Source organism: Mesorhizobium sp. M7A.F.Ca.US.007.01.2.1 (assembly GCF_003998165.1).
In the GTDB taxonomy this organism is placed as follows: domain Bacteria; phylum Pseudomonadota; class Alphaproteobacteria; order Rhizobiales; family Rhizobiaceae; genus Mesorhizobium; species Mesorhizobium ciceri.
Genome location: NZ_RZQP01000041.1, coordinates 12,610 through 36,312, shown reverse-complemented (window position 1 = coordinate 36,312; position 23,703 = coordinate 12,610). Strand labels below are relative to the sequence as shown.

Sequence of the window (23,703 nt, the reverse complement as noted above, 5' to 3'; positions counted from 1 at the left end):
ACCCCACCCCAAGCAATAAAGCAAATGGTTAACGAATCCAATAAACTAGCCGGGCCGCCGACCGATCCAGCACTTTCACTACAGCGGCCAATACCGCTTAATCTTCGTCAGCGGCTGACGCCGTTGTCGTCGTCCTGCGTCGCCGCGAGCACGCCAGACGTCAGAAGCGCGCCCGTGAAAATCGCCTCCGGCGGACCGAACCCGGCGCCGCCACCGGAGGGCTGAATAGCAGCCGTCTGCTCAGAGCCGACAAGCTTGAGGCAGATGTTGTTGCCAAGGCGGGAAACGTCGAGGCTCGAATTGGCCGAAACCTCCAGACTGCAGCCGCCGACCAGAACGGAGGCCGCGCCCTTGGCGCCAACCACCACACGGCTACCAAAATCGAGCGCGCTTCCGACCTTGGCAGCGCCATAGCCCGTTGTTTGCGACACCATCACATCACCGATGGCGGAATGAATGGATCCGATCGGGCTTGCCGAACCTTGATAGGGTGTCGCGCAGCTGCACGAAGCATCCTGGGCAAACGATGAAGCTGAACCAAACCCGATTGACACGACAAATACGGCAAGCGCAGTTTTAACCACAAGGTTCATCAGTCTTCGATCCCCTCTTGCTGCACCGCTTCCGGCGCACCCAGTCCAAGGCAGTTCATTAGCGCGTACCAGTTTTTGGCCACAATTCCAACCTGTTTCGCGCGCGCGAGGCGATTTAAGCTGATGCGTGTCTGTCCGAGCACAGTACTTTAGCCAACCGCATTAATAGTTTTCGACTACCTATCACAGGTTTCTTATTATCGGGCAAAAATTCGAGGTCTCCTTTCCGCGGTGACTGGCTCGATAAGATTTGACCAAGCTGAGCGCGCCGGCCATAGAGATCTGGCTCCATGCCCCCACCTCGATCCAACTCACCAAGTCGACGTGCCTCAGACTTGAAGCCTTTACCGCCTATTTTGGCCGTACCACGTTCCCTTGCCGGTTCCATGTTGGGCCAGATGGTTCGCTTCGACCAGAATGGCCAAGTGTTTTTTGACGGTGTTTCGGTTTGCACCTGTCAGGTTAACAATCTCGCTGATGGTTATGCGTCCACGCTCATTGATGGCCTCAACGATTTGCAGAGAGAGTTCGGGTAACGTGCCGAGCACAAGACGTTCTCGCTCGATTTTTTTCTCCAATCTCCGCTTTTGCTGCTGCAGAGCGCGCAGGAAATACACAGCCCATGGCTGCCAATTGGGGTTCGGGCTGCGGATCGTCTTCTGGGTCTGGCGTAGCGCCAGATAGTAGCCTTCCTTGCTGTTCTCAATCACGCTTTCGAGGGAAGAGTAAGGCACATACGCATATCCGCTGCGCATCAGCAGGAGCGTCGTCAGAACGCGCGACAGCCGTCCGTTCCCGTCCTGGAATGGGTGTATCTCCAGAAACACCACCGTGAAGATTGCGACGACGAGCAGAGGGTGCAGGCTTTGCTCGTTGAGTGTGTCGCGTGTCCACTCGACAAGCTCTTTCATCCGCTTCGGCGTATCGAAAGGCGTCGCCGTTTCGAAGATGACGCCGATCTCTTTTCCGTCGGCATCGAACGCACTGACATTATTGGCGAGTGTCTTATATGCACCGCGATGGCGTTCATCCTTGTTGCTGAACGCCAGCAGGTCACGGTGTAGCTGTGTCAGGTGGTTTTCGGTCAGATCAATTGCATCGAAATGCGCGAAGATCATTTCCATGACCTGCGCATATCCGGCAACTTCCTGTTCGTCTCGGGACCCAAAGAATTTGATGTCGAGGTTGGCGAGCAGCTGCTCCACTTCGCCGTCAGTAAGCCTGCTTCCTTCGATACGGGTAGAAGAGCCAATGCTCTCGATTGTCGCAACGCGGCGCAGAGCCGATAGGCGCTCTGGAGCGAGCGCGCCCAGCGCTCGCCAAGCGCCTTTGAATTCGTCGATCTCCGCGACCAGAGCAAGGATCTCGGCGGTAATTTGCAGAGAGTCGGTCTTCAGCGTCATACCCACAAATATACCCAAAAATACCCGAAAATTCAAGAACCGACATACCCAATAAAGGACCCATAAATACCCAAATGCGGGCAGCCGGACCAGCTTGACAAGAAGACCCACTCCCTTCGCCGCAACAGCCTCCGGTCTGTACTGGCGGCCGCTCAGCAAGGTTTGTACGTTGCGCCGGCCTGAACCGGCTGGCCGCAGAGAATTCCGCCCTGCGTAAGTATGGTGGCCAAATCTTCCCCCTCAGCCGTCAGGCACTGCACAACAAGGGTATCGCCAACCCTGGAAGCGATCTTGCCGTCGCAAGGTGTTCCGGCACCTACAGGTTTGCAGGCCAGGACGAGCCCCTGATAGTCTCGGCGCGCCGCTTCCGTCACCAGGAGGCGCATAGCCTGAGGCCTGGAAAACGCCGCCCCGCACAGCAGGATCTTGCGACCGCCGACGCGCAGATCATCGACCGATGGAATGGCGAGCTTGCCGTCAAACGGCTCGAGCGCGGCTACCGGCTTCGCGGGGGACGGGCCGCCCCTCTGCATGACGATTATGCCCAGAAAGCCAACACCAAACAAAACAGCCACGACGGCAAGCAACGCTATGCTCCTGACTGACAAAACCATCCTCCATCCGACCCTGTGCGGCCGGTCCGCTCATTTCGTCGCAAGGGCGCTCAGTCTTTCTATCTGCTGCATGTACTTCTCGATGACGATCGTTTCCGAAAACTGCCGCTCGACCTTGTTTCTGCTCCGGGCCCCCATCCTGTCCCTGGACGAGCCGTCCAGCCGCGCAAACTCGACCATCTTGCTCGCAAGGTCATCAGGGTCCCTCACCTTACACAGGAAGCCATTGACGGCGTGGTCCACCACTTCCCTGCATCCTGGCACGTCGGTTGCGATCAGCGGCTTGCCCATCGCAGCCGCCTCAAGCAGCGAGCGCGGCGTTCCCTCCCTGTAGGAGGGCAACACGACACAATCGGCGGCACGCATGAAAGGCCGCACATCGTCGGTGGAGCCGAGATATTCGACCAATCCCTCGGCAACCCATTTTTCCACGTGCTCGCGGCTGACCGCGGTCCGGTTTTCGACATCAAGAAAGCCGAGCAGCTGGAAACGCACTCCGGGCACCTCACGGCAAACCCGACGGGCCGCCGTGATGAACTCGCCGACACCCTTGTCCCAGAGAAGCCGGGCCACGAGAAGAAAGACGATGGCGCCAGACCCGGTGCGCGCTTCGGACGACGGGGCAAAACGCACGAGGTCGATGCCGGAGCCAGGCAAGAGCGCGGTTCGATCCTTGCGAACCAGGCGTTCATCGACGAACAGCATCCGGTCATCGTCGTTCTGGAAGAAAACCATTTTGGAACGGGCCAACGCCACCCGGTACAAGACCTTGGCAATCCTGAGCAGCAGACCACCGCGGACGAACGCCGTCCCCAATCCCGAAATGTTGTTGATGACGGGAATGCCGTTCAGATTGGCCGCGATGGAGCCGAACACGTTGGGCTTGATCGTGAAGCCGACAAACGCCAGCGGTCTCTCGCGCCGCAAGAGACGCCAGTAGCGCCACAGAAGGACCAGATCCCGCAACGGTGACGTGCCGGAATTGTCCATGTCGAGTTCGACATAGCGGCAGCCCATGGCCGCAATCAGCGAAGAATACGCGTCTCTCGGCGCGACGACGACCACCTCATAGCCACGGCTCCGCAGCGCCTCGATCAATCCCTTGCGGAAATTGACGACATTCCAGGATGTGTTTATCGAGACGATTATCTTGTCGCGAGCAACGGGCGTCATCTCTGCCCACCCGGATATGACGACGGCGCTCTCAACAGCATATCCGCAAACCGATCCGGCGATCTTTCCGACAAGGTCTTTCCGTACAAGGCCGACCGATCGCCGCCTTGGATGACCTTCAGCAGTGCTTCCGCAACTTCCGACGGGCCAAAGCCGGCTGAAATCTCCAGGCCCGACAGCATGTCCAGATCTCCCGCACAGGGGGTGGTGACGATGCCAGGAATCCGGCAAGCCATCATTTCCAGAAGGACGTTGGGAAATCCTTCCGTCGCCGACGTGAGCAGGCCGGCACGCGCTGCGCGAAACAGTGGAAACGGGTTGTCTCTCTGGCCGAGCAGATTTAGTCGCGAGGCCAGCTCAAGCTCGCCAGCGCGGGCTCTCAACTCCGCTTCCATGGGTCCGGAGCCAACCATGGTCAGCTCATAATCCTCGCCGGTCCTTCGTCTGACCTCGGCCAGCACATCAACCGCGATCGTCGGACGCTTCACATCAATCAGCCGACCGCACCAGACTATCTGCGGACGGCGGGAAAGTATCTCGGCGTCGTGCTCGGGCAATGCCTCCATGGACATTTTGACGATGAGATCTTCATCGACCGGGTTGGGCAAAGTACGCAGCTTGGCGATTGCTCGGCGGGGCAATACGTCACGCAGGCGTTCATTCATATAGCTCGTTTGCGCGACTATCATGTCCTGGCTGCCATAGGCAGCGTAGAGCGCCTTGTAAGCGAGCGCGCGAAGACCCTTGAAGCGGTCCAGAAGCACCGTGGACTCGCGGGCGACCAGCCTGTGGCTGCGGAGAAGTCCCACGCTTCGCGCGGCAGCCAGAAACGAGTTTACCCGTGCGTGGCTCGAGAACACCAAATCGTACCGATGCCGGATCAGCCGCGGAGCGAGCAAAAACTCGCTCATGGCCTTACCGCCGCCAAAGCCGTAGCTGCACCGAATTCCCTTCTGGTGTGATCCAGCGGCCTCGCCCGCCGCCTGGCCACCCAAGAAGCCGATTTCGACGTCCCAGTCGGGTCGTCTCGCGAGTGCGCGCGCAACAAGTTTCAAGATGGTTTCGGCACCGCCTCTTCTGTCGAGCGGAATGGCGATCAGCGCGAGCTTCCTTTTCATGAGCCGCGGGAACTCACTGTTTTCGCCGAAAGACATAGGCGTAGGTTTCAGCGGCATCCTTGCGGAGAAGCAGGGCCGAAACGCCTAACCAGATGCGCCAGGCAAGAAAGGCCGGCACAAAAAAATAGAAGTAGGAGCTTTTCCAGAACAGACGGCGCTCGACAAGTTCCAGGTCGTTCCGTTTTGCGATTGTCTCGACGTCACTGGGCAAGCACTTGTCGTAGAAGGCCGGAAACCCGTCATGACCCATGCCCTTTTCAGGATAGATCGCAAAAAGCAGCCGTCGTTTCATCCCCTCCGGCAGGACCCGATTCAATCTGGCAAAAACAGCGTTGCGCGAGGGCGAGAAAATGGCAACCACGCCTCCCGGCTTCACGCAACTGGCAATGCCGCGCAAGGCACCCTCGCCATCACGGACGTGTTCGAGCGTTGCCTGGCAAATGACGACGTCAGCATCGCCCCTCCCCCTAAACGAGGTAAGGTCCGCTTCAATCTCCTCGTCGTATATTCCGCGCGGCGCTTTCGACAACTCTTCCGCGTCGAGGTCGAGCCCAACGACAAAAAGCCTCAGGCGCCGCTTCTCCGAAAGACTGACGAACGGCCTGGCGCCCCCGCCAAGGTCGTAAACCCGTGCGTTTGAGGTAAGTAAGGGAGGTGCTATCTCCGTCGCAAAGGTCCGGTTGCCGTCGATGCGAAGGCGTCGCGGCAGAGCTCTGTCCAGGAACTCGGAAACAGCCACATTCGCACGAACAAACTTTCGCAATATCGATACTGCTTCACCACCGGTTTCGTTTGGCGATCTGCGCCCACTCGGATTGGACATCCGCGCTATATCCTGTGGAAGACGTAGAGCCGCGTATGATGCGAAAATGGGCCGAGCAACCGGTCCGCGGCAGCACGCAAACCTCTCAGGATTCCATTCTTGCTGTCGTACCAGGCCTGCATCGGCTTGGAGAAAAATGTCTCGTCCTTCAGCCCCTTGAAGCCTCCCCTTGGCTGGGATCCCAGAAGCTTGAAGCCGTGCTGTTCGAAACTGGAAACAATCGAAGACGGCCCAAGAACGAACTGGTAAAATCCGGCCTGTTCACCTGAAAACCTGGGATAGAGACCCATGCTGATCTTCAACTGTCGGAGAGGAGAAATGCTCGGCACTGTCACGAAGGCAACTCCTCCTGACCGGATGATGCGCCTCATCTCCAATGCGATCTCATCGTAACCGTCGAAGAAGTGCTCGATCACCCCCAGGGACCACACCCCATCGAAGAATCCGTCCGCGAAGCCCGTTGCTCGAACATCCCCCACGGTCACTTGCAAATGGGGCGCGGCACGGTTCACCATCCCCACGGTCTTCTGCGCGAAGTCGATCCCGTAGGCGGAAAAGCCTGCCTGGTGGAGGCCATGGACCGTATTGGCCAAGCCACATCCAGCGTCCAGGACCTTGGCCGATCCGGTCAGATATCGCTTGGTGGTTTCAACGACAAAGCGATCCGGCCTCAAGACAATCCCGTCGGCCCAGTGAGAATCCCAATAGTCGTCATCGGCCACCGTGCCGACATGGACGATGCGCCTGTTTTTCTCGTCGTAAAATGCTTTCTTCTCATTCATTTCTGGCATCCGGCCCGACCATCAAAACCGTGCGCTGTTTCGCACCAGGCCCTTGGTCTGCAATCACATTCCTCAATGCGAAAAAGGAACAGGCCGCGGCAACGACATATCCGAACAAAAATGCCATTTCACTGCCAAGCGGCACCCGCCACCAAAGGCCCAATGCCGCCAGACAACAGCAAGCCAACGCCCCTATCGCGTAGGAATAGGTCAACGTCATCGCTTTGTTCGACCGAAGCGCAAACGGGTCGATGATCACTTTTTTCGTCCTGTTGACCAGAACAGCACAAGAAACGATCCCGAACACCGCAGGATCAAAAGACTTCCCCAGCCATCCGGAGGCATGGCCCGAGAAAAACAGGCCAACTATTCCGGCCGCAGCCGCAGCCGCAAAAATGAGTGCGATGGCCGCTCCTTCGAACAGTCCGCGCCGAAACTCCCTGACGTTTCCATTTGCGGCACTGAGAAACGCCCTTGGCACGAAAACGAAGCTGGCCGCGTTCATGAAGAAGCCGACAGACCGTTGTGAAAGATCGACACAAAACGAGAAGACACCGAGATGGGTCTCGGAGCCAAGCAACAAAACAATGTATCGAATGCCGACAAACACGCCGCTCTCGGCCAGATTGCTCAACACAAATCCCCAGCCTGTGACCAGAGACCCGGCAAGATAGGAAAAGCCAGGTCGTCTCAGATTCCTAGGTCCCAGCAAGGCAAATGAAATCAGCGCTCCGACGAAATAGGAGAGCGAAAAGGCGGCAAGAGCCGATCCTACTTTCGCATCGCCGACAAGCAGGATTATGGCTCCTGCCTGGTATGCTACGGCCTGGCCAATCGCCGACCAACCGTACGCCCACAAACGCAGTTGTGACCTCAAAATCTCTTGAAGTGCGGTGTGCAAGCCGAAAGAAATGATGATGGTCGCGGCAACGGCATTGCCAAATCCCAGCCACGTGAGTGCCAGCCCAGCCAGGACGACAAACAACGCCACAACTGCAAGCACGGTCAAAATGGACGATACGTACTCTCTACCCATTCCCGCGGCATGCATTTTTGCGGAAACCGGCATTATCGAATAGGTCGCGACTCCAAAAACAAGTGTCGAAATAAATGAAACTGTCGCAATCGTCGTGCTGAAAATACCATACTGTCCAGTCTCCAGATGGCTTCCGATGTACAGCAATGTCGCTATGTTCAGAAGACCAGGAACAATTCGTATTACGATGGCTTCCACCAACTTCCACAGGCTGGCTTCTTTCATGAAGTCACCCGCACGAATGATCTCTTGAGCAAGAACGGGAAACTCAAGATACCAAAGCTCAAACAGGCAAGAACCGCCTTACCCAGGAACCGAACCGACCGATACCGTCCTAGCCAGAATGCCTTGATGTAGATCAAGTTCAGCAACAACATCGGGTATGCATTTTGTCGCTGAAGAAGCCGAATCCTTGCCGTCATCCCCTCCGGCAAATATCGTTTTCGTCCAATCTCGATATTGACACAGATAACGTCGTATTCGATCGCCAATCTGGACCAGAGAAGAGATGTTGGAACACGGCGGAACCGCCCCGCAGGGGGCACGGCAACCCGTTTAAGCAAAGGAGTTCTGATAACCTCCTTCTTGTCGCCGACCACCCGTTCGTCGGCCCGCATCTTTATCAGGTTTGTCCGCTCCAACGGAAACGGCTCTGCTGCCGTCTCTGGGTGGCCAAGAGCCATCGAGAACACAAAACCCGCAATCTTCTCATCGACACCTCTCTGCGAAAGGTGCTCACAGACTTCCGGCAAGCGATCGGCGAAGAGATCGTCGTCATCATCGAAGACCATGCAATAGTCGCCAGTGGCGGAAGCAATCGCCGAAAACATTGCGCGGCCTCTGCCGTCATTCGGGCCAGTGGTGACCACCAAACTGGAATCGCGAGACGCGATTTTCGCAAGCGCTTCGTTCGTTCCGTCGGTCGAACCGTCGACATGGACGCATATCTGCAATGGGCAGTCCGCACGTAGCAGTTGCTGAACCAGCGCCGCAACGCGATCCCGCCGATTGAACGTGGGGATGCAGACGCTCAATAGCGCCTTGGACTGCAACGGATTGCAGACTGCCTGTTTGCGAGCCGTGTCGATTCCATCTGCTCCTGGTTACGTGATCATGGAACAGCGCGGATCAGCCGAGAAACACCGAGCCTTATCCCCGCCCGAAGTAAGCCTTGTACCACTCGACGAACCGCCCGACGCCCTCGGTCACTGTCGTCGTCGGGCGGTAGCCGACCGCCTGCTCCAGCGCCGAGGTGTCGGCAAAGGTATCGGGCACATCGCCGGGCTGCAGCGGCAAGAGTTCGACGATGGCTTTGCGGCCGAGCGCGTTTTCCAGCGCCTCGACATAGGCGGTCAACTTAACCGGGTTGTTGTTGCCGATGTTGAAGATGCGCCAGGGGGCGCTGCTTGTGGCCGGATCCGGACGGCTGGAGTCCCAGGCGGCATTGCCCGTGGCCGGGCTGTCGCTGGCACGGATCACGCCTTCGGCGATGTCGTCGACATAGGTGAAGTCGCGCGTGTGGTTGCCGTTGTTGAACAGTTTGATCGGCTCGCCAGCAAGAATGTTTTTGGTGAACAGGAACAGCGCCATGTCCGGGCGCCCCCAGGGGCCATAGACGGTGAAGAAGCGAAGCCCGGTCGTCGGCAGCCCGAACAGATGGCTGTAGCTGTGCGCCATCAGCTCGTTGGCGCGCTTGGTCGCGGCGTAGAACTGCAGCGGGTGGTCGGCCGGACGATGCTCGGAAAACGGCATGTCGGTGTTGGCGCCGTAGACACTCGAGGTGCTGGCATAGGTCAGGTGCGCGACGGCGCTGTTGCGGCAGGCCTCCAGCATGTTGGTGTAGGCGATGATGTTGCTTTCGACATAGGCATGCGGATTTTCCAGGCTGTAGCGAACCCCGGCCTGGGCGGCGAGATGGATCACCCGGTCGAATGCGTGGTCGGCAAAGCAGGCGTCGACCACGCTCTTGTCGGCGAGATTGCCGCGGATGAAATGGTATCCGGCATTGGTCTTGCGGCTCGCTTCGTCCAGGAGCTGCAGTCTCGCCTCCTTGATTTCCGGATCGTAGTAGTCGTTGACGTTGTCGATGCCGACGACCTCGTCACCGCGCTCCAGCAGCCGCTTGGCTACGTGATACCCTATGAAGCCGGCCGCGCCGGTGACCAGAACCTTCATCAGAAGCGCCCGTCCGTGACATGCCTGGGAAACAGACCCTTGATGTCGTAAATGACGCCGGGGGTCTTGCAAAGAGCCTGCAGGCCGTCGACGCCCAGAGCGCGGAACTGCCTGTGGCCGACGGCCACGATAACGCCGTCATAGCGCTGGTCGGGAATGTCCTTCATGCTCGCTACGCCGAAGGCACGCGCGCATTCCTGCGCGTCGACCCAGGGGTCCCATATGTCGATGCCGGCATTGTATTCCTTCAGTTGGGCAACGATATCGGCGACCTTGGAATTCCTCAGGTCCGGACAATTTTCCTTGAAGGCCGCGCCCATCACCAGAATCCGGCTGCCAACGACAGGTATTCCCTTGCGCATCATCAGGCGGGCCGTCTGATCCGCCGCATGCTGACCCATGCCGTCATTGATACGGCGGCCGGCAAGAATCACCTCCGGATGATAGCCGAGTTCCTGGGCCTTGTGGGTGAGATAGTAGGGATCGACGCCGATGCAGTGGCCGCCGACCAGACCAGGCGTGAAGCGAAGGAAATTCCATTTGGTGCCGGCGGCTTCCAGCACTTCGGAGGTGTCGATGCCGAGCTTGCCGAAGATAAGCGACAGCTCGTTCATCAGCGCGATGTTGAGGTCGCGCTGAGTGTTCTCGATGACCTTGGCCGCTTCGGCGACCGCAATGCTCGAGGTACGGTGTGTGCCTGCCGGCACGATCGAGGCATAGAGCGCATCGATACCTTTGGCCGCTTCCGGCGTCGAGCCGCTGGTGACCTTGACGATCGTTTGCAACCGATGCTCCCGGTCGCCCGGGTTGATGCGCTCGGGACTGTAGCCGAGGAAGAACCCCTCATTGTAGCGCAGGCCCGAATGTTTCTCGATCAGCGGAGCGCACACCTCTTCCGTGCAGCCGGGGTAGACCGTCGATTCGAAGATCACCACCGCGCCTGGCGAGATGACCTCACCGACCAAAGTCGATGCCATGATCAGCGGTTTCAGATCCGGACGGTTGGCCCTGTCGATCGGCGTCGGAACCGTGACGATGAAAATCCCGCAATCGCGCAGATCGGCCTTGTCGGTGGTGAATGTCAGCCGCGACGCGGCACTGATCTCATCGCTGCTGGCTTCCAGCGTATGGTCGTCGCCACGCTTCAGCGCGTCCACCCTCGGCTGGTTGATGTCGAAGCCGACGACATCCCTGGTGACGCCGAAGGCGACCGCCAGCGGCAGACCGACATAGCCAAGCCCGATGATTGCTATTTTCCCGGAGGCGAGATCCATCTGCTTCCTGCGCTTGCTATTCCAGAGCCATGCTTCGCATTGGTCATCTCGCACCAAAGCCGGTAAGCATCGTTTTCATTGTCTTGAGAGTTATCAAAACATCCAGCCAAGGCGAAAAGTTCTTTATGTAATAGAAATCATAGTGCAATTTTTCCATAACGTCATCGACAGCAGCCACATGCCCCTGATTTACTTGTGCCCACCCGCTTATGCCTGGCCTGACGATATGTCTGTAGCGATAGAATGGCAGCTCAGCCTCGTACCACTGTGACAGCACGACAGCTTCCGGTCGCGGTCCGATCCAACTCATTTCGCCACGCAGGATGTTGATGACCTGCGGCAGTTCGTCGATCCTGGATTTTCGCAGAAAACGCCCGACTCGGGTGATGCGATCATCGTCGTGCCTGGTGATCGCCCTCTCCTTGTCGCTGCCGGCGCCAGAGTGCTGGCGCATCGAGCGAAACTTGTAGACCGTGCAGATCTTGCCCCGGTAGCCCATGCGTTGCTGGCGAAACAGCGCGGGACCATCGGAATCCAGCCGGATCAGCAGCGCAATCAACGCCAGAACGGGGGAAAGAACGATAGTCAAGACAAGTGCCGAGACCCAGTCGACCGCCTGCTTGATCTTGAGGTAGGCCTGGTTCGGATTGAGCGAACCAAGCGTGTTTTCCGACAGGTGCTCGATCTCGACCCGACCGGTCAGCGACTCGCTGACCTGCTTGACGTGGTATACGGGCGTTCCCGAAAGGGCCCGATCCGCGATGTATCGTTCCCACTCCGCGCCAAGATCGGCACGCAGATCAACGACCACGCCGCTGGCTCTTTCGATTATCGTACTGGTCGACTTGATCCAAAACCAATGCACACCCGGTAATGTCTTGAGGCGCTCGACATCTCCGCCGGGAATCACGACGAGCCGGTACGGATCGAGACGCCGCGTCAACAGGCTCAGGCCGAAATACCAGAGCGTGGACTGCGTGAAACTGGCGGCGGCCTGAAACCGGCTGTACTCGAACCGAAAAAAGAAGATGGTCAGGAAAACAGCCCCGTAGGACAGGGCAAATGTCGGCAAGATGTAACTTGCCGCGGCCACGCCCGGGAAATTTCCGATGCGGCGATAAGATAAGAAGCCCACAAGGTGAGCGATGACCGCAGCGGCTACTGTTACCTGAAGATTGGCCGAATAGATAAATTCAGGATTGAAGACAATCCGGATAATCGCCGGCGCAAAAACCGCGAATGTCAGTCCGCCAAGCAGTTGAAACCGAATCCTGAACAGGAAGTGCCGGCTTCCGACGATAGTCGACGCTGCGACATTCAATGTCTTCCCCCCTTCCCCAAGGCTGCCGTGTCGGCGACAGACCAGCGCGATAGTGGATCTGACCTGCTCGCGCACAAAAACGAATCGGACGTCTCGCCCCCCGGCGATTCGATACAGTCGGAGACCAAGAGCTACGACAGCGCGGCTGCTCCAGCAAGCATCTATTTCTCGGATCAACAGTGCGGGAACTTTTGATCAACAGCATTGCTTTATGCGATTAAAAAGATACCGTCTGCAACGCACCAACGCCGAACGATAGGGCCAATAATGCGATGTAATTTCCAGCACCGCTTCGGCGATCAACCCCTTGGCAAGTCGCCTGGGAGCCGAGACAGATCGATCTAGAGAGCGGAGATATTGCGTTCCGAAGCAGCTGTATGTTGGTGTCGTCGGGACGGCAACCTAGTCAGATGCGTATGGCCGGCGGAAGCCGGCACGGTACCGATCATCGGCCATAAGATCGGCCAAATATCCGGGCAAATTCGAAATATATCTTTATACGTATTTAGCAGAAGCCAAGATCGGCCAGACATGGAAGAAACCGTTTCAACTACATTCACCCGTTCCCCGACGGCAATGGCCGCGTCAGGCGTTTGATGAGCCACGCCATGGCCCATGAGGCTGGGATCGCCGCGCACGGGCTGTGGTCGATCTCACGCGGTCTAGCGCGCGGCGTGAAAAGCCGCACGGACTACAAGCGCATGATGGATCATGCCGATATGCCCGCCAGGGTGATCTCGACGGACGGGGCAACCTCTCCGAGCGCGCACTCGGCGACTTTACGCTATGGTTCATGCAGGTGTGCATCGATCAGGTGAACTTTATGACCGGCTTGTTCGATCTCGACACGCTCGCGAAGCGGCTGCGTCGCTACGTCGAGCGCAGTGGCCTCAAACCCGAAGCCGCCCGCCTCCTGGAGGAAGCGCTAATGCGCGGCGAATTTGAACGCGGCGAAGCGTCTCGCATTAGCGGACTGCCGAACGCACGGCGCGTCGCGTGTTGAATGAGGTGATCGCGCTCGGTCTGTTGGCGTCGGAAACACCCAAAGGTCCGGTGTCGCTACGCTTTCCGGCCGACGCATTGGATTCACTGTTTCCGAAGCTGTTTCCAGAAACCTAAGTGTGATTACTTGGCAGACGCCACGCTGAAATCCGCCAATCACCCCATGCCAGCCAAGGCTTGATTGCTCAAGCCGCTGGCCTGCTCGGGCTTCAGCCGCGCTTGAGCAGCGTCCAGACGGCCGGCACCAGGCTTGCCGCGAGAGCCACCTTGATCAGGTCGCCGACGATGAACGGCACGACGCCGAACTGCCACGACTTTTCCGGACCGATGAGCAGCGCCAGCCAGGCAAAGCCCATCGCCATCATGACGACTTCGCCAACCAGCATGGCGTTGAAAAGCTTGATCGGATGGCGGTCCCAGCCGCGATCCGCCGCCCAGCCGACAATGGCCGCCATGACCACGAAGCCGGCGAGATAGCCGCCGGTCGAGCCGAGCATGTAGGCAATGCCGAGACCCTTTTCAGGCGTGCTCTGGAAGACGGGGAAGCCCATGGCTCCCTCGGCCATGTAGAGCAGCAGGGTGGCGACGCCGAGACGCATGCCGAAGGCGGCGGCGATCAGAAGGACGGCCAGTGTCTGCATCGAAATGTCGACCGGCCCGAGCATCACCTTGGTCTTGGCCGACAGTGTCAGCACAAGCGTTCCGGCGATGGCCAGGAAAAGCTGCGTTGCCAGCCGCGCCGCGCCGCTTTGCGGCAGAGCCAGAGAAACAAGCGGACGCATCGTAGTTGCAATTGCCATGGTATTTCCCCAATCCGATTGCCGCTACCAGATGTTCGCGGCCTCACATCCTCCTATATTGGCTTGCGTGTTATGCGGCAATCGGTTTTGCCGTTTCCCGAAACAAGGCACCGATGCATGGCACTGAAGTTCGATACCGGCTTCGACCCCCTCTATGGCCAGGGGGTGAGCGTCGCCCCCGATGTCCAGCGCATCACGGCCCGCAATCCAAGCCCCTTCACCTTTCACGGCACCAACAGCTACATTGTTGGCCGCGATACGCTGGCGGTGATCGATCCGGGGCCGGATGACGAGGCGCATCTGCGGACCCTGCTCGAGGTGATCGCAGGCCGGCCGGTCAGCCATATCTTCGTCAGCCATACGCATCGCGACCACTCCCCGCTGGCGGCCCGGCTGAAAGAGCGCGCCGGCGCCATCGTGCTGGCCGAGGGGCCGCACCGGCCGGCAAGAGCCCTGCATATCGGCGAGACCAATGCGCTCGACGCCAGTGCAGACATGGCTTTCGTTCCCGACATCGCCCTTTCCGACGGCGAGGCGGTCGATGGCGACGGCTGGTCGATCAGGACGGTTCTGACCCCGGGCCACACCGCCAATCATGCGGCATTCGCGCTGGAAGGAACCGGCATCCTGTTTTCGGCCGATCATGTCATGGCCTGGGCAACCTCCATCGTCGCCCCGCCGGATGGAGCGATGGCCGATTACATGGCCTCGCTGGACCGGCTGATCGACCGCGAGGACCGCTTGCTGCTGCCCGGACATGGCGGGCCGGTGACGGCGCCGCGCGCTTTCATGCGCGGGCTGAAGACGCACCGCAAGATGCGCGAGCGAGCCATCCTGGAGCGGGTCAGAGAAGGCGACCGGACGATTCCCGACATGGTCAGGGCGATCTACAGGGATACCGATCCGCGGCTGCATGGCGCCGCCGGATTGTCGGTGCTTGCCCATCTCGAGGATCTGACGGCGCGCGGTCTGGTTGTGACCGATTCCGCACCGGCCATCGACGGCATTTTCACGCCGGCCGGATAGGCAACGCAGCCCACTGCCAAGTGCCCGTGCCTCACTCGGCCGGCGCGGCGCCAACCTGACCGGCGACTTCCTGGTCGAGCTCGGCAAGGAAATCGACAATGCGCGCGGCATTGTCGCCAAGGTCGTAGCGACCGTAGCGGGACGCCGACCGCATGTCGACGATGACCGTATCGCCATCGTCCGTCACGCGGATCGCCACATCAGCGGGAAGGCCGATCACGAAGCCCTTGGCGACGGCGGTGATGGTCACCTCGCTTTGCCCGGCGAGATCAGGATAGGGTTCCGATAGATCCCAGTCGCGCCGGTCGAGTACGGTTTCGACGGCATTGACGACAGTCTCGAACGGCAGGTCGTAGCTGCGTGCGCTGACCAGCGGATAGCTATCGGTCTGCAGCCGCTGTTCCCCAGGCGTCGACGGCGCAAGCACGTTCATATCCTTCGTGCGGTCGCTCACGTCGAGCGCCGGCGGTTCGTCGAAATCCGTCGAGATGTCCCTGAGCGGCGGATAGATCGTCGCCCAGTAGGCGGCGACGCCGTAGGGTGCGAGCACCAGCAGCGCCAGCAGCGCGCCGACCGTCAGGTCGCGACCGCCGCGGTCGCCGAAATTCCAGAGCCGCGAAAAGGCAAATCCGGCAAACAACAGCGCCATCGCCGCCAGCAGCGCGACAATGCCGAGCACCCACAGAAAGACAGGTGTTTCGACGAGATCGAAGCGATGGCCGACAAAGACCGTCAGCAGCAGCACCAACGAAAAAGCGGCCGTGCGCCGCGACCATCCGGCCGCCCTCGACGTTTGCCGTTCAGGAATACTTGCCATCGATTGCCGCACCACCCCAACCCGAACGGAGACTTAGAACCTTTTTGCGATGCCATGAAGCCGAAACATGCGACATCGCGTCAATCCGTCGGCAGGCGATAATCCTTGAACTGCTGGCGCAAGGTGATCTTCTGGATCTTGCCGGTGGCGGTGTGCGGAATTTCACCGACGAAGGCGACATCGTCCGGCATCCACCATTTGGCCACCTTGCCGTCCATGAAGTCGAGAATATCAGCCTTGCTCGGTTCCTTGCCCGGTTTGCGGACGACGACCAGCAGCGGCCGTTCGCCCCATTTCGAATGGTGGACGCCGATGGCTGCCGCCTCGGCGACATCGGGGTGACCGACAGCCAGGTTCTCGAGGTCGATGGTCGAAATCCATTCGCCGCCGGACTTGATGACGTCCTTGGCGCGATCGGTGATCTGCATATAGCCGCCCGCGTCGATGTGGGCGACGTCGCCGGTATCGAACCAGCCATCCCCGTCGAACTGCTCCACGCCGGCGCCGCCATAATAGGCACGGGCAACGGCCGGCCCACGCACTTTCAGGCGGCCAAATGTCTTGCCGTCCCAGGGTTGCGCATTGTTGTCGTCGTCGGTCACCTTCATTTCGACGCCGAACGGCGGATAGCCCTGTTTCTGCTGGACATCGAGCCGGGCTTCGCCCTCAAGACCAGCATAGTCCGGCTTCAGGGTGCACAGCGTGCCGAGCGGCGACATTTCGGTCATGCCCCAGGCATGGATGACCTGGACATCGTAGTTCTGCTGAAACTTCGTCATGATCGCGCGCGGGCAGGACGAGCCGCCGATGACGACCTTATTGAGATAGGGAAGCTTCTTGCCGGTCTCCTCCAGATGCTGCAGCAGCATCATCCAGACGGTCGGCACGGCCGCACTGAAGGTCACCTTCTCGGTATCGAGCAGTTCATAGATCGAGGCGCCGTCCATCTTGCAGCCGGGCATGACCAGCTTGGCGCCGATCATCGGCCCGCTCTGGCCAAGGCCCCAGGCATTGGCGTGAAACATCGGCACGACAGGCAGGATCGTGTCGCGCGACGATAACCCCATGGCGTCGGGCATGGCGGCGATCATGGCGTGCAGCACGTTCGAACGGTGGCTGTAGACGACGCCCTTGGGATCGCCCGTGGTCCCGGAGGTGTAACACATGCCTGCGGCGGTGCTTTCGTCGAAGGTCTTCCAGGCGAAGTCGCCATCCGCCTCCTCAAGCCAGTCTTCATAGGCGACCACATTGGGCAACGTCGTCTGCGGCATGTGTGCCTTGTCGGTCAGCACGATCACCTGTTTCAGCGACTTGACGGCGCCGGCGATCTTCTCGAGCAGCGGCACGAAAGTCAGGTCGACGAAGACTGCCTTGTCCTCGGCATGGTTCATGATCCAGACGATCTGCTCGGGAAACAGCCGCGGATTGAGCGTGTGGTAGATGGCGCCGATGCCCATGATGCCGTACCAGGCCTCGATGTGGCGGGCGGTGTTCCAGGCCAGCGTCGCGATGCGGTCGCCCAACCCATAGCCGTCGCGTTCCAGCCGCTGGGCGACCTTCAGGGCGCGACGATGGATGTCGGCGTAGGTGGTGCGCACGATCGGCCCTTCGATCGAGCGTGACACGATCTCGCGCACGCCATGCTGCCGCTCGGCATTGTCGATGAGCTTATGGCAAAGCAGCGGCCATTCCTGCATCAGTCCCAGCATTCGGTCCTCCCTCACGCTTTTGCGTTGTGCTTTTTGTCCCATTGTGGAGCGAACCGACGGATTGTCCAGCCGCCAATACGGCCGAGCACTGCATTGGGAACAACCGCCACAATCCGGCCATCGTCGGCGTTAAGCTTCGTTAACGGGCAAAGGGGTGCGATTGGCGACTGAAAGAGGTTCGCATGGACGCGCAGCTCGACGACAAGGCTCTCGAGAGTACGCTTGCCGAAAGTCTGGCCGATCTGGTGCCGGACACAAAGACTGTTTCCGAAGATGAATTTGTTGAAGTTGTCGGCGGCGCGCTGGAAGCGGTCGGCGGCACGTTGCTGTTCAAGATGTGCGTCCAGAACCAGGGCGAGGACCAGCACGTCGCAGCCGCGTCAGTCGGCGATGGCGGAAACCGCCAGTTCCTGCTGCTCACCTTGCCGACCGGCGGTGGTTCCCTGAAGGTCGAGACCGTATCGAGAAGCAGCAACCCGGTCGCCGGTATCGCTGCCGCCTATGCCGGTCTCATGGACGTGTTCAAGGCCGCTGCCTGACAGCTGACGACAAGTATCAAGGATATTCGGAGGCGCGATCCGGCAGTGCCGGCCTGGGCAGGTGTTTGCGTGTTGCATGGCGACGGCAGGCCTTGAACAATGCGTTTGCGCGACACATCTCAAAGTCGACGCAAGGAGAGCCGCCGCATGGATCAGATCGCCAACCCCGCACCCGGTTTCCAACGCAACCCGGACAAAATCATCACCATCGAGCCCTATGCCGGCACCGTTACCGTGCGCGCCGGAGACGTGGTCATCGCTTCAACAGCGAAGGCCAAGGTGCTGACCGAAGCTCCCTATCCGGCGGCCTTCTACATTCCGTTCGCCGACATCGATTTCGGCAAGCTTGGCCGCACCGACCACTCGACCCATTGCCCCTACAAGGGCGATGCAAGCTATTGGAGCGTGCTGCCTGCCGGCGAGACCGGCCAGAACGCCATGTGGGTCTATGAACGGCCTTTCGACGAGATGGCTGAAATCGGCAACCACGGCGCATTCTACGCCAGCAAGGTCACGATCGAAGCCAAACCGGACTGAGCCAACGCCGAAGGCATCGGGATACGCTCGGCTGGCCACTCACTCCGTGGTGCCGTTATTGCCGATGCCCTCGGCATCGTCGAGCCGCACAAAGGTCAAGCCCTTGGCCTTGAGCGCCAGCAGCCCCTGCACCACGCCTTCGCCGGCCGCATGGGTCGGCTGGTTGATATGCGAGATAATGACGTCGCCGTCCTTGGCCGCCGCGATGCGCCGCGCGGTTTCCTTGGCGCCGAGCAAGGAGCCGCCGTCGCCGTTTATCGAGAATCCCGCGACCTTGAAGCCAAGCTTGCGGATCATGGCGATTGCCGACGGGCTGTATTCGGCGGTTGCGCCACGAAACCATTTCGGCGCCGGCTCGCCGGTCCCGGCAAGAGCGGCGGCCCCCGATTCGACCTCGGCCAGCACCGCATCCGGGCTGCCGGCGCTGCGGATGCCGTAGATTTTCCGCGGCGTGTCGACCGCCGGGATGTGGTGGCCGCCGTGATTTTCCAGTTCGAACAGATCGGGATGCGCCCGCATGATCTCGACGGCGGCGGCGTTTCGCTTCAGCCAGATGCCGGTCACGAAAATGGTGGCCGGGACCTTGTTGTCCACCAGCGCCGAAAGGATCCGGCTGTCGGTCTGTCCGCCGCAGGCATCGAGCGTGAGTGCCACACGGCCGGCGCCGCTCGCCTGCGGCCTGATGTGCAGCGTCGGCTCGACGAGCGGCGCGGCATGGCCGGCGGATGCCATCGCCAACGACATGGCGATCATCCAGAGATTTTTTTGCAGCAGGCGCATCAAACCGATTTCCTGACCCGTCATTTCAAGCAGGCATCCCAAAGACCCGCATGAAGGCGGAAATCAGGATGATGCATAGCAGAAAAGCGCTCCACGCGACAATGTGACCGTGCCTGTGGCGAAGGGGTCATTCCACCGGGTCGAGAGTCGTGCATGCGACCCATGATCTCAGATGACGCATTCCAGCTGCATTTCGGTGCGCGAAAGAACCTCGCGCACCGCGTCGACCACAGGCTTGACCTCCAGGCCCCAGACGCAGCATGCCTTGCTGGGATCCGGCGCGCGGCAAAGGTCCTCGGCCATGCAGGCGCAAGGCATCGGCGGCTGGAGCGAGATGCTGGGCACGCCGACGGGACACCAGCGCGACGGCTCCGTCAGACCGAACAGCCCGACAACCGGGGTCCCAGTGGCTGCCGCCATGTGCATCGGGCCGCTCTCATTGCCGAGAAACAGCCGGGCCTGTTTCAGCACCGCCAGCAGGCTTCCAAGCGACAGGTCACCGACGAGATTGACGACCGGCGGCGCGGTCCTGGCGACGATGCGTTCGGCGATCTCGCGCTCGTCCGGGCCGCCCACCAGGACGACGTCCAGGCCGGTCTCGCCGGCAATCTCGACGATCGCTGCTGCAAACCGCTCCGGCTGCCAACGTCGCCCCTCGAAGCTTGCACCCGCATGCACGGCGATGAAGGCATTTGGCCGCAGATGGTGCTTATTCAGCAGCGCCAATGCTTTCGCCGTCTCCAATGGCAGCGGCTGAAGGTTCGGAATCACCGTGCGAAGTTCAATGCCGAGCGCTTCGAGCGGCGAGAGGTAGCGGTACAGGAAATGCTGGCCATCAAAGCCGTAGGGCTTGGCAAGGACGTTGGCGGGCTGCCGCTCCAGCATACGCAAGGGTCTTTCGGAGGGATTGTATCCGACACGGGTCTTTGCGTGGACGAGCCCGGTGAGGATGCGCGACGTCTTCGAATCGGTCAGGTCGATGGTCAGGTCGAAGCGGAAGCGGCGCAACGCCCGCACCATGGCATAGAGCTCCTTCCCTCGCTCCAAGGGGGTGCCGCGCATGCGGTCGCGCCTGAATGCGACCACCTCGGAAGCGATACCATGGGCGATCACGAAGCTCTCGAAGCGGGTCTCGCACAGAAAGACGATGCTGGCGCCGGGGAATTCGAGCCGCAGGTTCTTGGCGAGCGCCGAGGCGAGGACGAGATCTCCTATGAACTTGGTTTGAATGACCAGGATCGAGCGGAGCGGCGCGGGAGAAATCTGCAGCATCTGTTTCCGGGAGCAATTTGCGGACGGCCGCAAATTGGGCAGGAACAATGTCGAGATTACGCGACGCCGCCAGCACGTTCGCGTGAATTGTCTTACAAAACGGTAAGCTGGATGGATCCTATCCGCGGCCTGCCTTCGCAACCAGCACCGCTGCCTGCGCGGCCGCCAGCCTGGCGATCGGCACGCGATAGGGCGAACAGGACACGTAGTCGAGGCCGACCTCTTCGCAAAAGCGGATCGAGGCCGGATCGCCGCCATGTTCGCCGCAGATGCCGAGCTTGATGTCGGGCCGCGTCGCCTTGCCCTTTTGCGCGGCCATGCGCACCAGTTCGCCGACGCCCTCGATGTCGAGCGAGACGAACGGGTCCTGATCGATAATGCCCTTCTGGCGGTAGGTTTCCAGGAACGAGGCCGCATCGTCGCGCGAAATGCCGAAGGTCGTCTGGGTCAGGTCGTTGGTGCCGAAGGAGAAGAATTCGGCTGATTCTGCAATGACATGCGCGCGGATGGCGGCGCGGGGAAGCTCGATCATCGTGCCAGTGAGATAGTCGATCTTGACGCCGGTTTCCTCCATGACGCTCTTGGCAACCGCATCGATGCGCGCCTTGACGTAATCGAGCTCCTTCACCAGGCCGACGAGCGGCACCATGATCTCGGGGACCACCAGGGCGCCGGCCTTCCTGCCGGCCTCCACGGCCGCCTCGAAAATGGCCCGTGCCTGCATCTCGGCGATCTCGGGGTAGGAGACGGCCAGGCGGCAGCCACGATGGCCGAGCATCGGGTTGAACTCGTGCAGCGCCTCGGTGCGCTGCCTGAGCTTGTCGGGCGACACGTTCATGGCGGCGGCGACCTCGGCGATTTCAGCCTCGGTCTTGGGCAGGAATTCGTGCAGCGGCGGATCGAGCAGTCGGATCGTCACCGGCAGGCCGGCCATGATCTCGAACAGTTCGAGGAAATCCGAGCGCTGCATGGGCAGAAGCTTGGCGAGTGCGGCGCGCCGGTCCTTTTCGGTGTCGGCCAGGATCATCTCGCGCATGGCGACGATGCGGTCGCCGTCGAAGAACATGTGCTCCGTGCGGCAAAGCCCGATGCCTTCGGCGCCGAAGGAGCGCGCCATGCGCGCATCGAGCGGTGTTTCGGCATTGGTGCGCACCTTCATGCGCCGCACCGCGTCCGCCCATTCCATGATGGCGGCAAAATCGCCTGACAGTTCAGGCTGCAGCATGGCAACCGCGCCCTTCAGCACCTGGCCGTTGCCGCCATCGATGGTGATGATGTCGCCTTTACGGAAGGTCTGCCCCATCGAGAGCAGCGTGCCGGCCCTATAGTCGACGCGCAGCGAGCCGGCACCCGAGACGCAAGGCTTGCCCATGCCGCGCGCCACCACCGCGGCGTGGCTGGTCATGCCGCCGCGCGTGGTCAGGATGCCTTCCGCCGCATGCATGCCGTGGATGTCTTCGGGACTGGTTTCGATGCGCACCAGGATCGCCTTGCGCCCTTGTGTCTTCAAGTCCTCGGCGTCAGCTGAGGAAAAGACGATCTCGCCGGTAGCGGCACCGGGCGAGGCCGGCAGTCCGATGCCGATGACGTCGCGCGCGGCCTTGGGGTCGATGGTGGGATGCAGCAACTGGTCGAGCGAGGCCGGGTCGATACGGGCAACGGCTTCCTCTTTCGTGATCAGCCTGTCGCGCGCCATCTCGACGGCAATTTTCAGCGCCGCCTTGGCGGTGCGCTTGCCGGAGCGGGTCTGCAGCATCCACAATTTGCCGCGCTCGATGGTGAATTCGAGATCCTGCATGTCGCGGTAGTGCTTCTCCAGACTATCGGAGATGGTGACGAAGGACTGGAACGCGTCAGGCATCAGCTTCTGCAGCGACGGCTTGTCCGAGCCTGCTGCGATACGCGCCGCTTCGGTGATGTTCTGCGGCGTGCGGATGCCGGCAACGACGTCCTCGCCCTGCGCGTTCACCAGGAACTCGCCATAGAGCATCTTTTCGCCGGTCGACGGGTTGCGCGTGAAGGCAACGCCGGTGGCCGAGGTTTCGCCCATATTGCCGAACACCATGGCCTGGACGTTGACCGCCGTGCCCCAGCTTTCGGGAATATCGTGCAGGCGGCGATAGGTGATGGCCCGGTTGTTCATCCAGCTCGAGAACACGGCTGATATCGCGCCCCAGAGCTGCTCATGCGGATCCTGCGGAAACGGCCTGCCAAGCTCTTCCTCGACTTTGGCCTTGTAGAGCGCGATGACGCCCTGCCATTCGAGCGCCGTCAATTCGGTGTCGAGTTCGTGCCCGAGCCCGCCCTTCTGGTCCTCCAGGATTTCCTCGAACACTTCGTGGTCGAGACCCATGACGACATCGGAATACATCTGGATGAAGCGGCGGTAGCTGTCATAGGCAAAGCGCGCATCGCCGGAATCGGCGGCCAGCGCCTCGACCGTCTCGTCGTTCAGGCCGAGATTGAGGACGGTGTCCATCATGCCGGGCATCGAGGCGCGAGCGCCGGAACGCACCGACACCAGCAGCAGTTTCGACGGGTCGCCGAACCGACGACCGGTCAGCCGGCCGATGTGATCGAGCGCGACCGCGACATCGGCTTCCAACCCGGCCGGATAAATACGGCCGTTGGCGTAGTAGGCGTTGCAGACCTCCGTGGTGATGGTGAAGCCCGGCGGCACCGGCAGCCCCAGGCTGCACATCTCGGCCAGGTTGGCGCCTTTGCCGCCCAGGAGATTCTTGTCGCTGGCACGGCCCTCCGCCGCACCATCGCCAAAGGTGAAAACCCATTTGGTCATGCATCGCTCTCCGGTTGCAGGAGATTGGAAAGATTGGCGAAACGGAAAGTTCCGCCGGTCCGTCCTTGGAGCGATATGATGCTGCAGTGCGAAAGGCAAGGCGTCGGTAAAG

At 60.5% G+C, this 23,703-nt stretch carries 23 protein-coding genes; 5 read left to right on the top strand and 18 right to left on the bottom strand.

Annotated elements, in window-relative coordinates; genetic code table 11:
• Positions 1-107: 107 nt before the first annotated feature.
• From EN949_RS10630 to EN949_RS10575, 12 genes are all read right to left on the bottom strand, one after another.
• Positions 108-593, bottom strand: coding sequence for a hypothetical protein (locus EN949_RS10630; protein WP_127365509.1), 486 nt, complete (start codon positions 591-593; stop codon positions 108-110).
• A 344-nt stretch (positions 594-937) separates the two neighbouring features.
• The gene (locus EN949_RS10625) at positions 938-1,996 is read right to left on the bottom strand and encodes a DUF977 family protein (protein WP_024503658.1); all 1,059 of its coding nucleotides are present in this window, start codon (positions 1,994-1,996) and stop codon (positions 938-940) included.
• A 152-nt stretch (positions 1,997-2,148) separates the two neighbouring features.
• Positions 2,149-2,583, bottom strand: coding sequence for a hypothetical protein (locus EN949_RS10620; RefSeq protein WP_127365510.1), 435 nt, complete (start codon positions 2,581-2,583; stop codon positions 2,149-2,151).
• Positions 2,584-2,640: 57 nt separating this feature from the next.
• Entirely contained in the window at positions 2,641-3,783 is a 1,143-nt protein-coding gene (locus EN949_RS10615) for a glycosyltransferase family 4 protein (protein ID WP_127365511.1), read from the bottom strand.
• Positions 3,780-4,937, bottom strand: coding sequence for a glycosyltransferase (locus EN949_RS10610; RefSeq protein WP_164755366.1), 1,158 nt, complete (start codon positions 4,935-4,937; stop codon positions 3,780-3,782). The genes EN949_RS10615 and EN949_RS10610 overlap by 4 nt, the downstream gene beginning before the upstream one ends.
• Entirely contained in the window at positions 4,915-5,724 is an 810-nt protein-coding gene (locus EN949_RS10605) for a methyltransferase domain-containing protein (RefSeq protein ID WP_081714306.1), read from the bottom strand. The genes EN949_RS10610 and EN949_RS10605 overlap by 23 nt, the downstream gene beginning before the upstream one ends.
• A gap of 5 nt (positions 5,725-5,729) precedes the next feature.
• Positions 5,730-6,506 carry a class I SAM-dependent methyltransferase gene (locus EN949_RS10600; RefSeq protein WP_164755503.1) on the bottom strand — a complete coding sequence of 259 codons (777 nt, stop codon included), beginning with the start codon at positions 6,504-6,506 and terminating at the stop codon, positions 5,730-5,732.
• On the bottom strand, positions 6,499-7,767 hold the full coding sequence (locus tag EN949_RS10595) for a hypothetical protein (protein ID WP_127365514.1): 1,269 nt from the start codon (positions 7,765-7,767) through the stop codon (positions 6,499-6,501). The genes EN949_RS10600 and EN949_RS10595 overlap by 8 nt, the downstream gene beginning before the upstream one ends.
• On the bottom strand, positions 7,764-8,594 hold the full coding sequence (locus EN949_RS10590) for a glycosyltransferase (RefSeq protein WP_164755502.1): 831 nt from the start codon (positions 8,592-8,594) through the stop codon (positions 7,764-7,766). Before EN949_RS10590 ends, EN949_RS10595 begins: the two co-directional genes overlap by 4 nt.
• Before the next feature lie 97 nt (positions 8,595-8,691).
• Positions 8,692-9,717, bottom strand: coding sequence for an NAD-dependent epimerase (locus EN949_RS10585; protein WP_127365516.1), 1,026 nt, complete (start codon positions 9,715-9,717; stop codon positions 8,692-8,694).
• Positions 9,717-10,991, bottom strand: a complete 1,275-nt coding sequence (locus tag EN949_RS10580; protein WP_127365517.1) for a nucleotide sugar dehydrogenase — start codon at positions 10,989-10,991, stop codon at positions 9,717-9,719. Before EN949_RS10580 ends, EN949_RS10585 begins: the two co-directional genes overlap by 1 nt.
• Before the next feature lie 43 nt (positions 10,992-11,034).
• Complete coding sequence (locus EN949_RS10575) at positions 11,035-12,312, bottom strand: sugar transferase (protein WP_245458898.1); 1,278 nt, start codon at positions 12,310-12,312, stop codon at positions 11,035-11,037.
• A gap of 554 nt (positions 12,313-12,866) precedes the next feature.
• On the opposite strand from EN949_RS10575, the gene EN949_RS37245 reads away from it, so the two are divergent.
• Both EN949_RS37245 and EN949_RS36475 read left to right on the top strand, forming a co-directional pair.
• The gene (locus tag EN949_RS37245) at positions 12,867-13,130 is read left to right on the top strand and encodes a hypothetical protein (protein WP_348630570.1); all 264 of its coding nucleotides are present in this window, start codon (positions 12,867-12,869) and stop codon (positions 13,128-13,130) included.
• A gap of 5 nt (positions 13,131-13,135) precedes the next feature.
• Entirely contained in the window at positions 13,136-13,315 is a 180-nt protein-coding gene (locus EN949_RS36475; protein WP_245461881.1) for a hypothetical protein, read from the top strand.
• Between the two features lie 208 nt (positions 13,316-13,523).
• Here the strand turns inward: EN949_RS36475 and EN949_RS10565 are convergent, their stop codons facing one another.
• A complete protein-coding gene (locus EN949_RS10565) occupies positions 13,524-14,114 on the bottom strand; it encodes a biotin transporter BioY (protein WP_027164125.1) in 591 nt (196 codons plus the stop codon).
• A gap of 117 nt (positions 14,115-14,231) precedes the next feature.
• On the opposite strand from EN949_RS10565, the gene EN949_RS10560 reads away from it, so the two are divergent.
• On the top strand, positions 14,232-15,140 hold the full coding sequence (locus EN949_RS10560) for an MBL fold metallo-hydrolase (RefSeq protein ID WP_127365518.1): 909 nt from the start codon (positions 14,232-14,234) through the stop codon (positions 15,138-15,140).
• A 31-nt stretch (positions 15,141-15,171) separates the two neighbouring features.
• Here EN949_RS10560 and EN949_RS10555 read toward each other — a convergent pair whose 3' ends face one another.
• Entirely contained in the window at positions 15,172-15,957 is a 786-nt protein-coding gene (locus EN949_RS10555) for a DUF1499 domain-containing protein (protein WP_024503644.1), read from the bottom strand.
• A gap of 80 nt (positions 15,958-16,037) precedes the next feature.
• The gene (locus EN949_RS10550; RefSeq protein ID WP_127368585.1) at positions 16,038-17,666 is read right to left on the bottom strand and encodes a fatty-acid--CoA ligase; all 1,629 of its coding nucleotides are present in this window, start codon (positions 17,664-17,666) and stop codon (positions 16,038-16,040) included.
• Positions 17,667-17,848: 182 nt separating this feature from the next.
• On the opposite strand from EN949_RS10550, the gene EN949_RS10545 reads away from it, so the two are divergent.
• On the top strand, positions 17,849-18,205 hold the full coding sequence (locus tag EN949_RS10545) for a hypothetical protein (protein WP_013532740.1): 357 nt from the start codon (positions 17,849-17,851) through the stop codon (positions 18,203-18,205).
• A 147-nt stretch (positions 18,206-18,352) separates the two neighbouring features.
• Positions 18,353-18,742, top strand: a complete 390-nt coding sequence (locus tag EN949_RS10540) for a DUF427 domain-containing protein (RefSeq protein WP_127365658.1) — start codon at positions 18,353-18,355, stop codon at positions 18,740-18,742.
• Positions 18,743-18,781: 39 nt separating this feature from the next.
• On the opposite strand, the gene EN949_RS10535 is transcribed toward EN949_RS10540, so the two are convergent.
• The 3 genes from EN949_RS10535 to ppdK form a co-directional block, all read right to left on the bottom strand.
• Positions 18,782-19,522 (bottom strand): polysaccharide deacetylase family protein, encoded by a 741-nt coding sequence (locus EN949_RS10535; RefSeq protein ID WP_127365659.1) that lies wholly within the window; start codon positions 19,520-19,522, stop codon positions 18,782-18,784.
• A 168-nt stretch (positions 19,523-19,690) separates the two neighbouring features.
• Entirely contained in the window at positions 19,691-20,794 is a 1,104-nt protein-coding gene (locus EN949_RS10530) for a glycosyltransferase family 9 protein (RefSeq protein ID WP_127365660.1), read from the bottom strand.
• A 118-nt stretch (positions 20,795-20,912) separates the two neighbouring features.
• Positions 20,913-23,591: a pyruvate, phosphate dikinase gene (ppdK, locus tag EN949_RS10525; protein ID WP_064995156.1), complete on the bottom strand. Its 2,679-nt coding sequence runs from the start codon at positions 23,589-23,591 to the stop codon at positions 20,913-20,915.
• Positions 23,592-23,703: the final 112 nt, after the last annotated feature.

Coding starts and splice junctions, on each gene's coding strand:
- EN949_RS10630 (WP_127365509.1), bottom strand. CDS start 593: ATGAACCTTGTGGTTAAAACTGCGCTTGCCGTATTTGTCGTGTCAATC.
- EN949_RS10625 (WP_024503658.1), bottom strand. CDS start 1,996: ATGACGCTGAAGACCGACTCTCTGCAAATTACCGCCGAGATCCTTGCT.
- EN949_RS10615 (WP_127365511.1), bottom strand. CDS start 3,783: ATGACGCCCGTTGCTCGCGACAAGATAATCGTCTCGATAAACACATCC.
- EN949_RS10610 (WP_164755366.1), bottom strand. CDS start 4,937: ATGTCTTTCGGCGAAAACAGTGAGTTCCCGCGGCTCATGAAAAGGAAG.
- EN949_RS10605 (WP_081714306.1), bottom strand. CDS start 5,724: ATGTCCAATCCGAGTGGGCGCAGATCGCCAAACGAAACCGGTGGTGAA.
- EN949_RS10600 (WP_164755503.1), bottom strand. CDS start 6,506: ATGAATGAGAAGAAAGCATTTTACGACGAGAAAAACAGGCGCATCGTC.
- EN949_RS10595 (WP_127365514.1), bottom strand. CDS start 7,767: ATGAAAGAAGCCAGCCTGTGGAAGTTGGTGGAAGCCATCGTAATACGA.
- EN949_RS10585 (WP_127365516.1), bottom strand. CDS start 9,717: ATGAAGGTTCTGGTCACCGGCGCGGCCGGCTTCATAGGGTATCACGTA.
- EN949_RS10580 (WP_127365517.1), bottom strand. CDS start 10,991: ATGGATCTCGCCTCCGGGAAAATAGCAATCATCGGGCTTGGCTATGTC.
- EN949_RS36475 (WP_245461881.1), top strand. CDS start 13,136: ATGACCGGCTTGTTCGATCTCGACACGCTCGCGAAGCGGCTGCGTCGC.
- EN949_RS10565 (WP_027164125.1), bottom strand. CDS start 14,114: ATGGCAATTGCAACTACGATGCGTCCGCTTGTTTCTCTGGCTCTGCCG.
- EN949_RS10560 (WP_127365518.1), top strand. CDS start 14,232: ATGGCACTGAAGTTCGATACCGGCTTCGACCCCCTCTATGGCCAGGGG.
- EN949_RS10555 (WP_024503644.1), bottom strand. CDS start 15,957: ATGGCAAGTATTCCTGAACGGCAAACGTCGAGGGCGGCCGGATGGTCG.
- EN949_RS10550 (WP_127368585.1), bottom strand. CDS start 17,666: ATGCTGGGACTGATGCAGGAATGGCCGCTGCTTTGCCATAAGCTCATC.
- EN949_RS10545 (WP_013532740.1), top strand. CDS start 17,849: ATGGACGCGCAGCTCGACGACAAGGCTCTCGAGAGTACGCTTGCCGAA.
- EN949_RS10540 (WP_127365658.1), top strand. CDS start 18,353: ATGGATCAGATCGCCAACCCCGCACCCGGTTTCCAACGCAACCCGGAC.
- EN949_RS10535 (WP_127365659.1), bottom strand. CDS start 19,522: ATGCGCCTGCTGCAAAAAAATCTCTGGATGATCGCCATGTCGTTGGCG.
- EN949_RS10530 (WP_127365660.1), bottom strand. CDS start 20,794: ATGCTGCAGATTTCTCCCGCGCCGCTCCGCTCGATCCTGGTCATTCAA.
- ppdK (WP_064995156.1), bottom strand. CDS start 23,591: ATGACCAAATGGGTTTTCACCTTTGGCGATGGTGCGGCGGAGGGCCGT.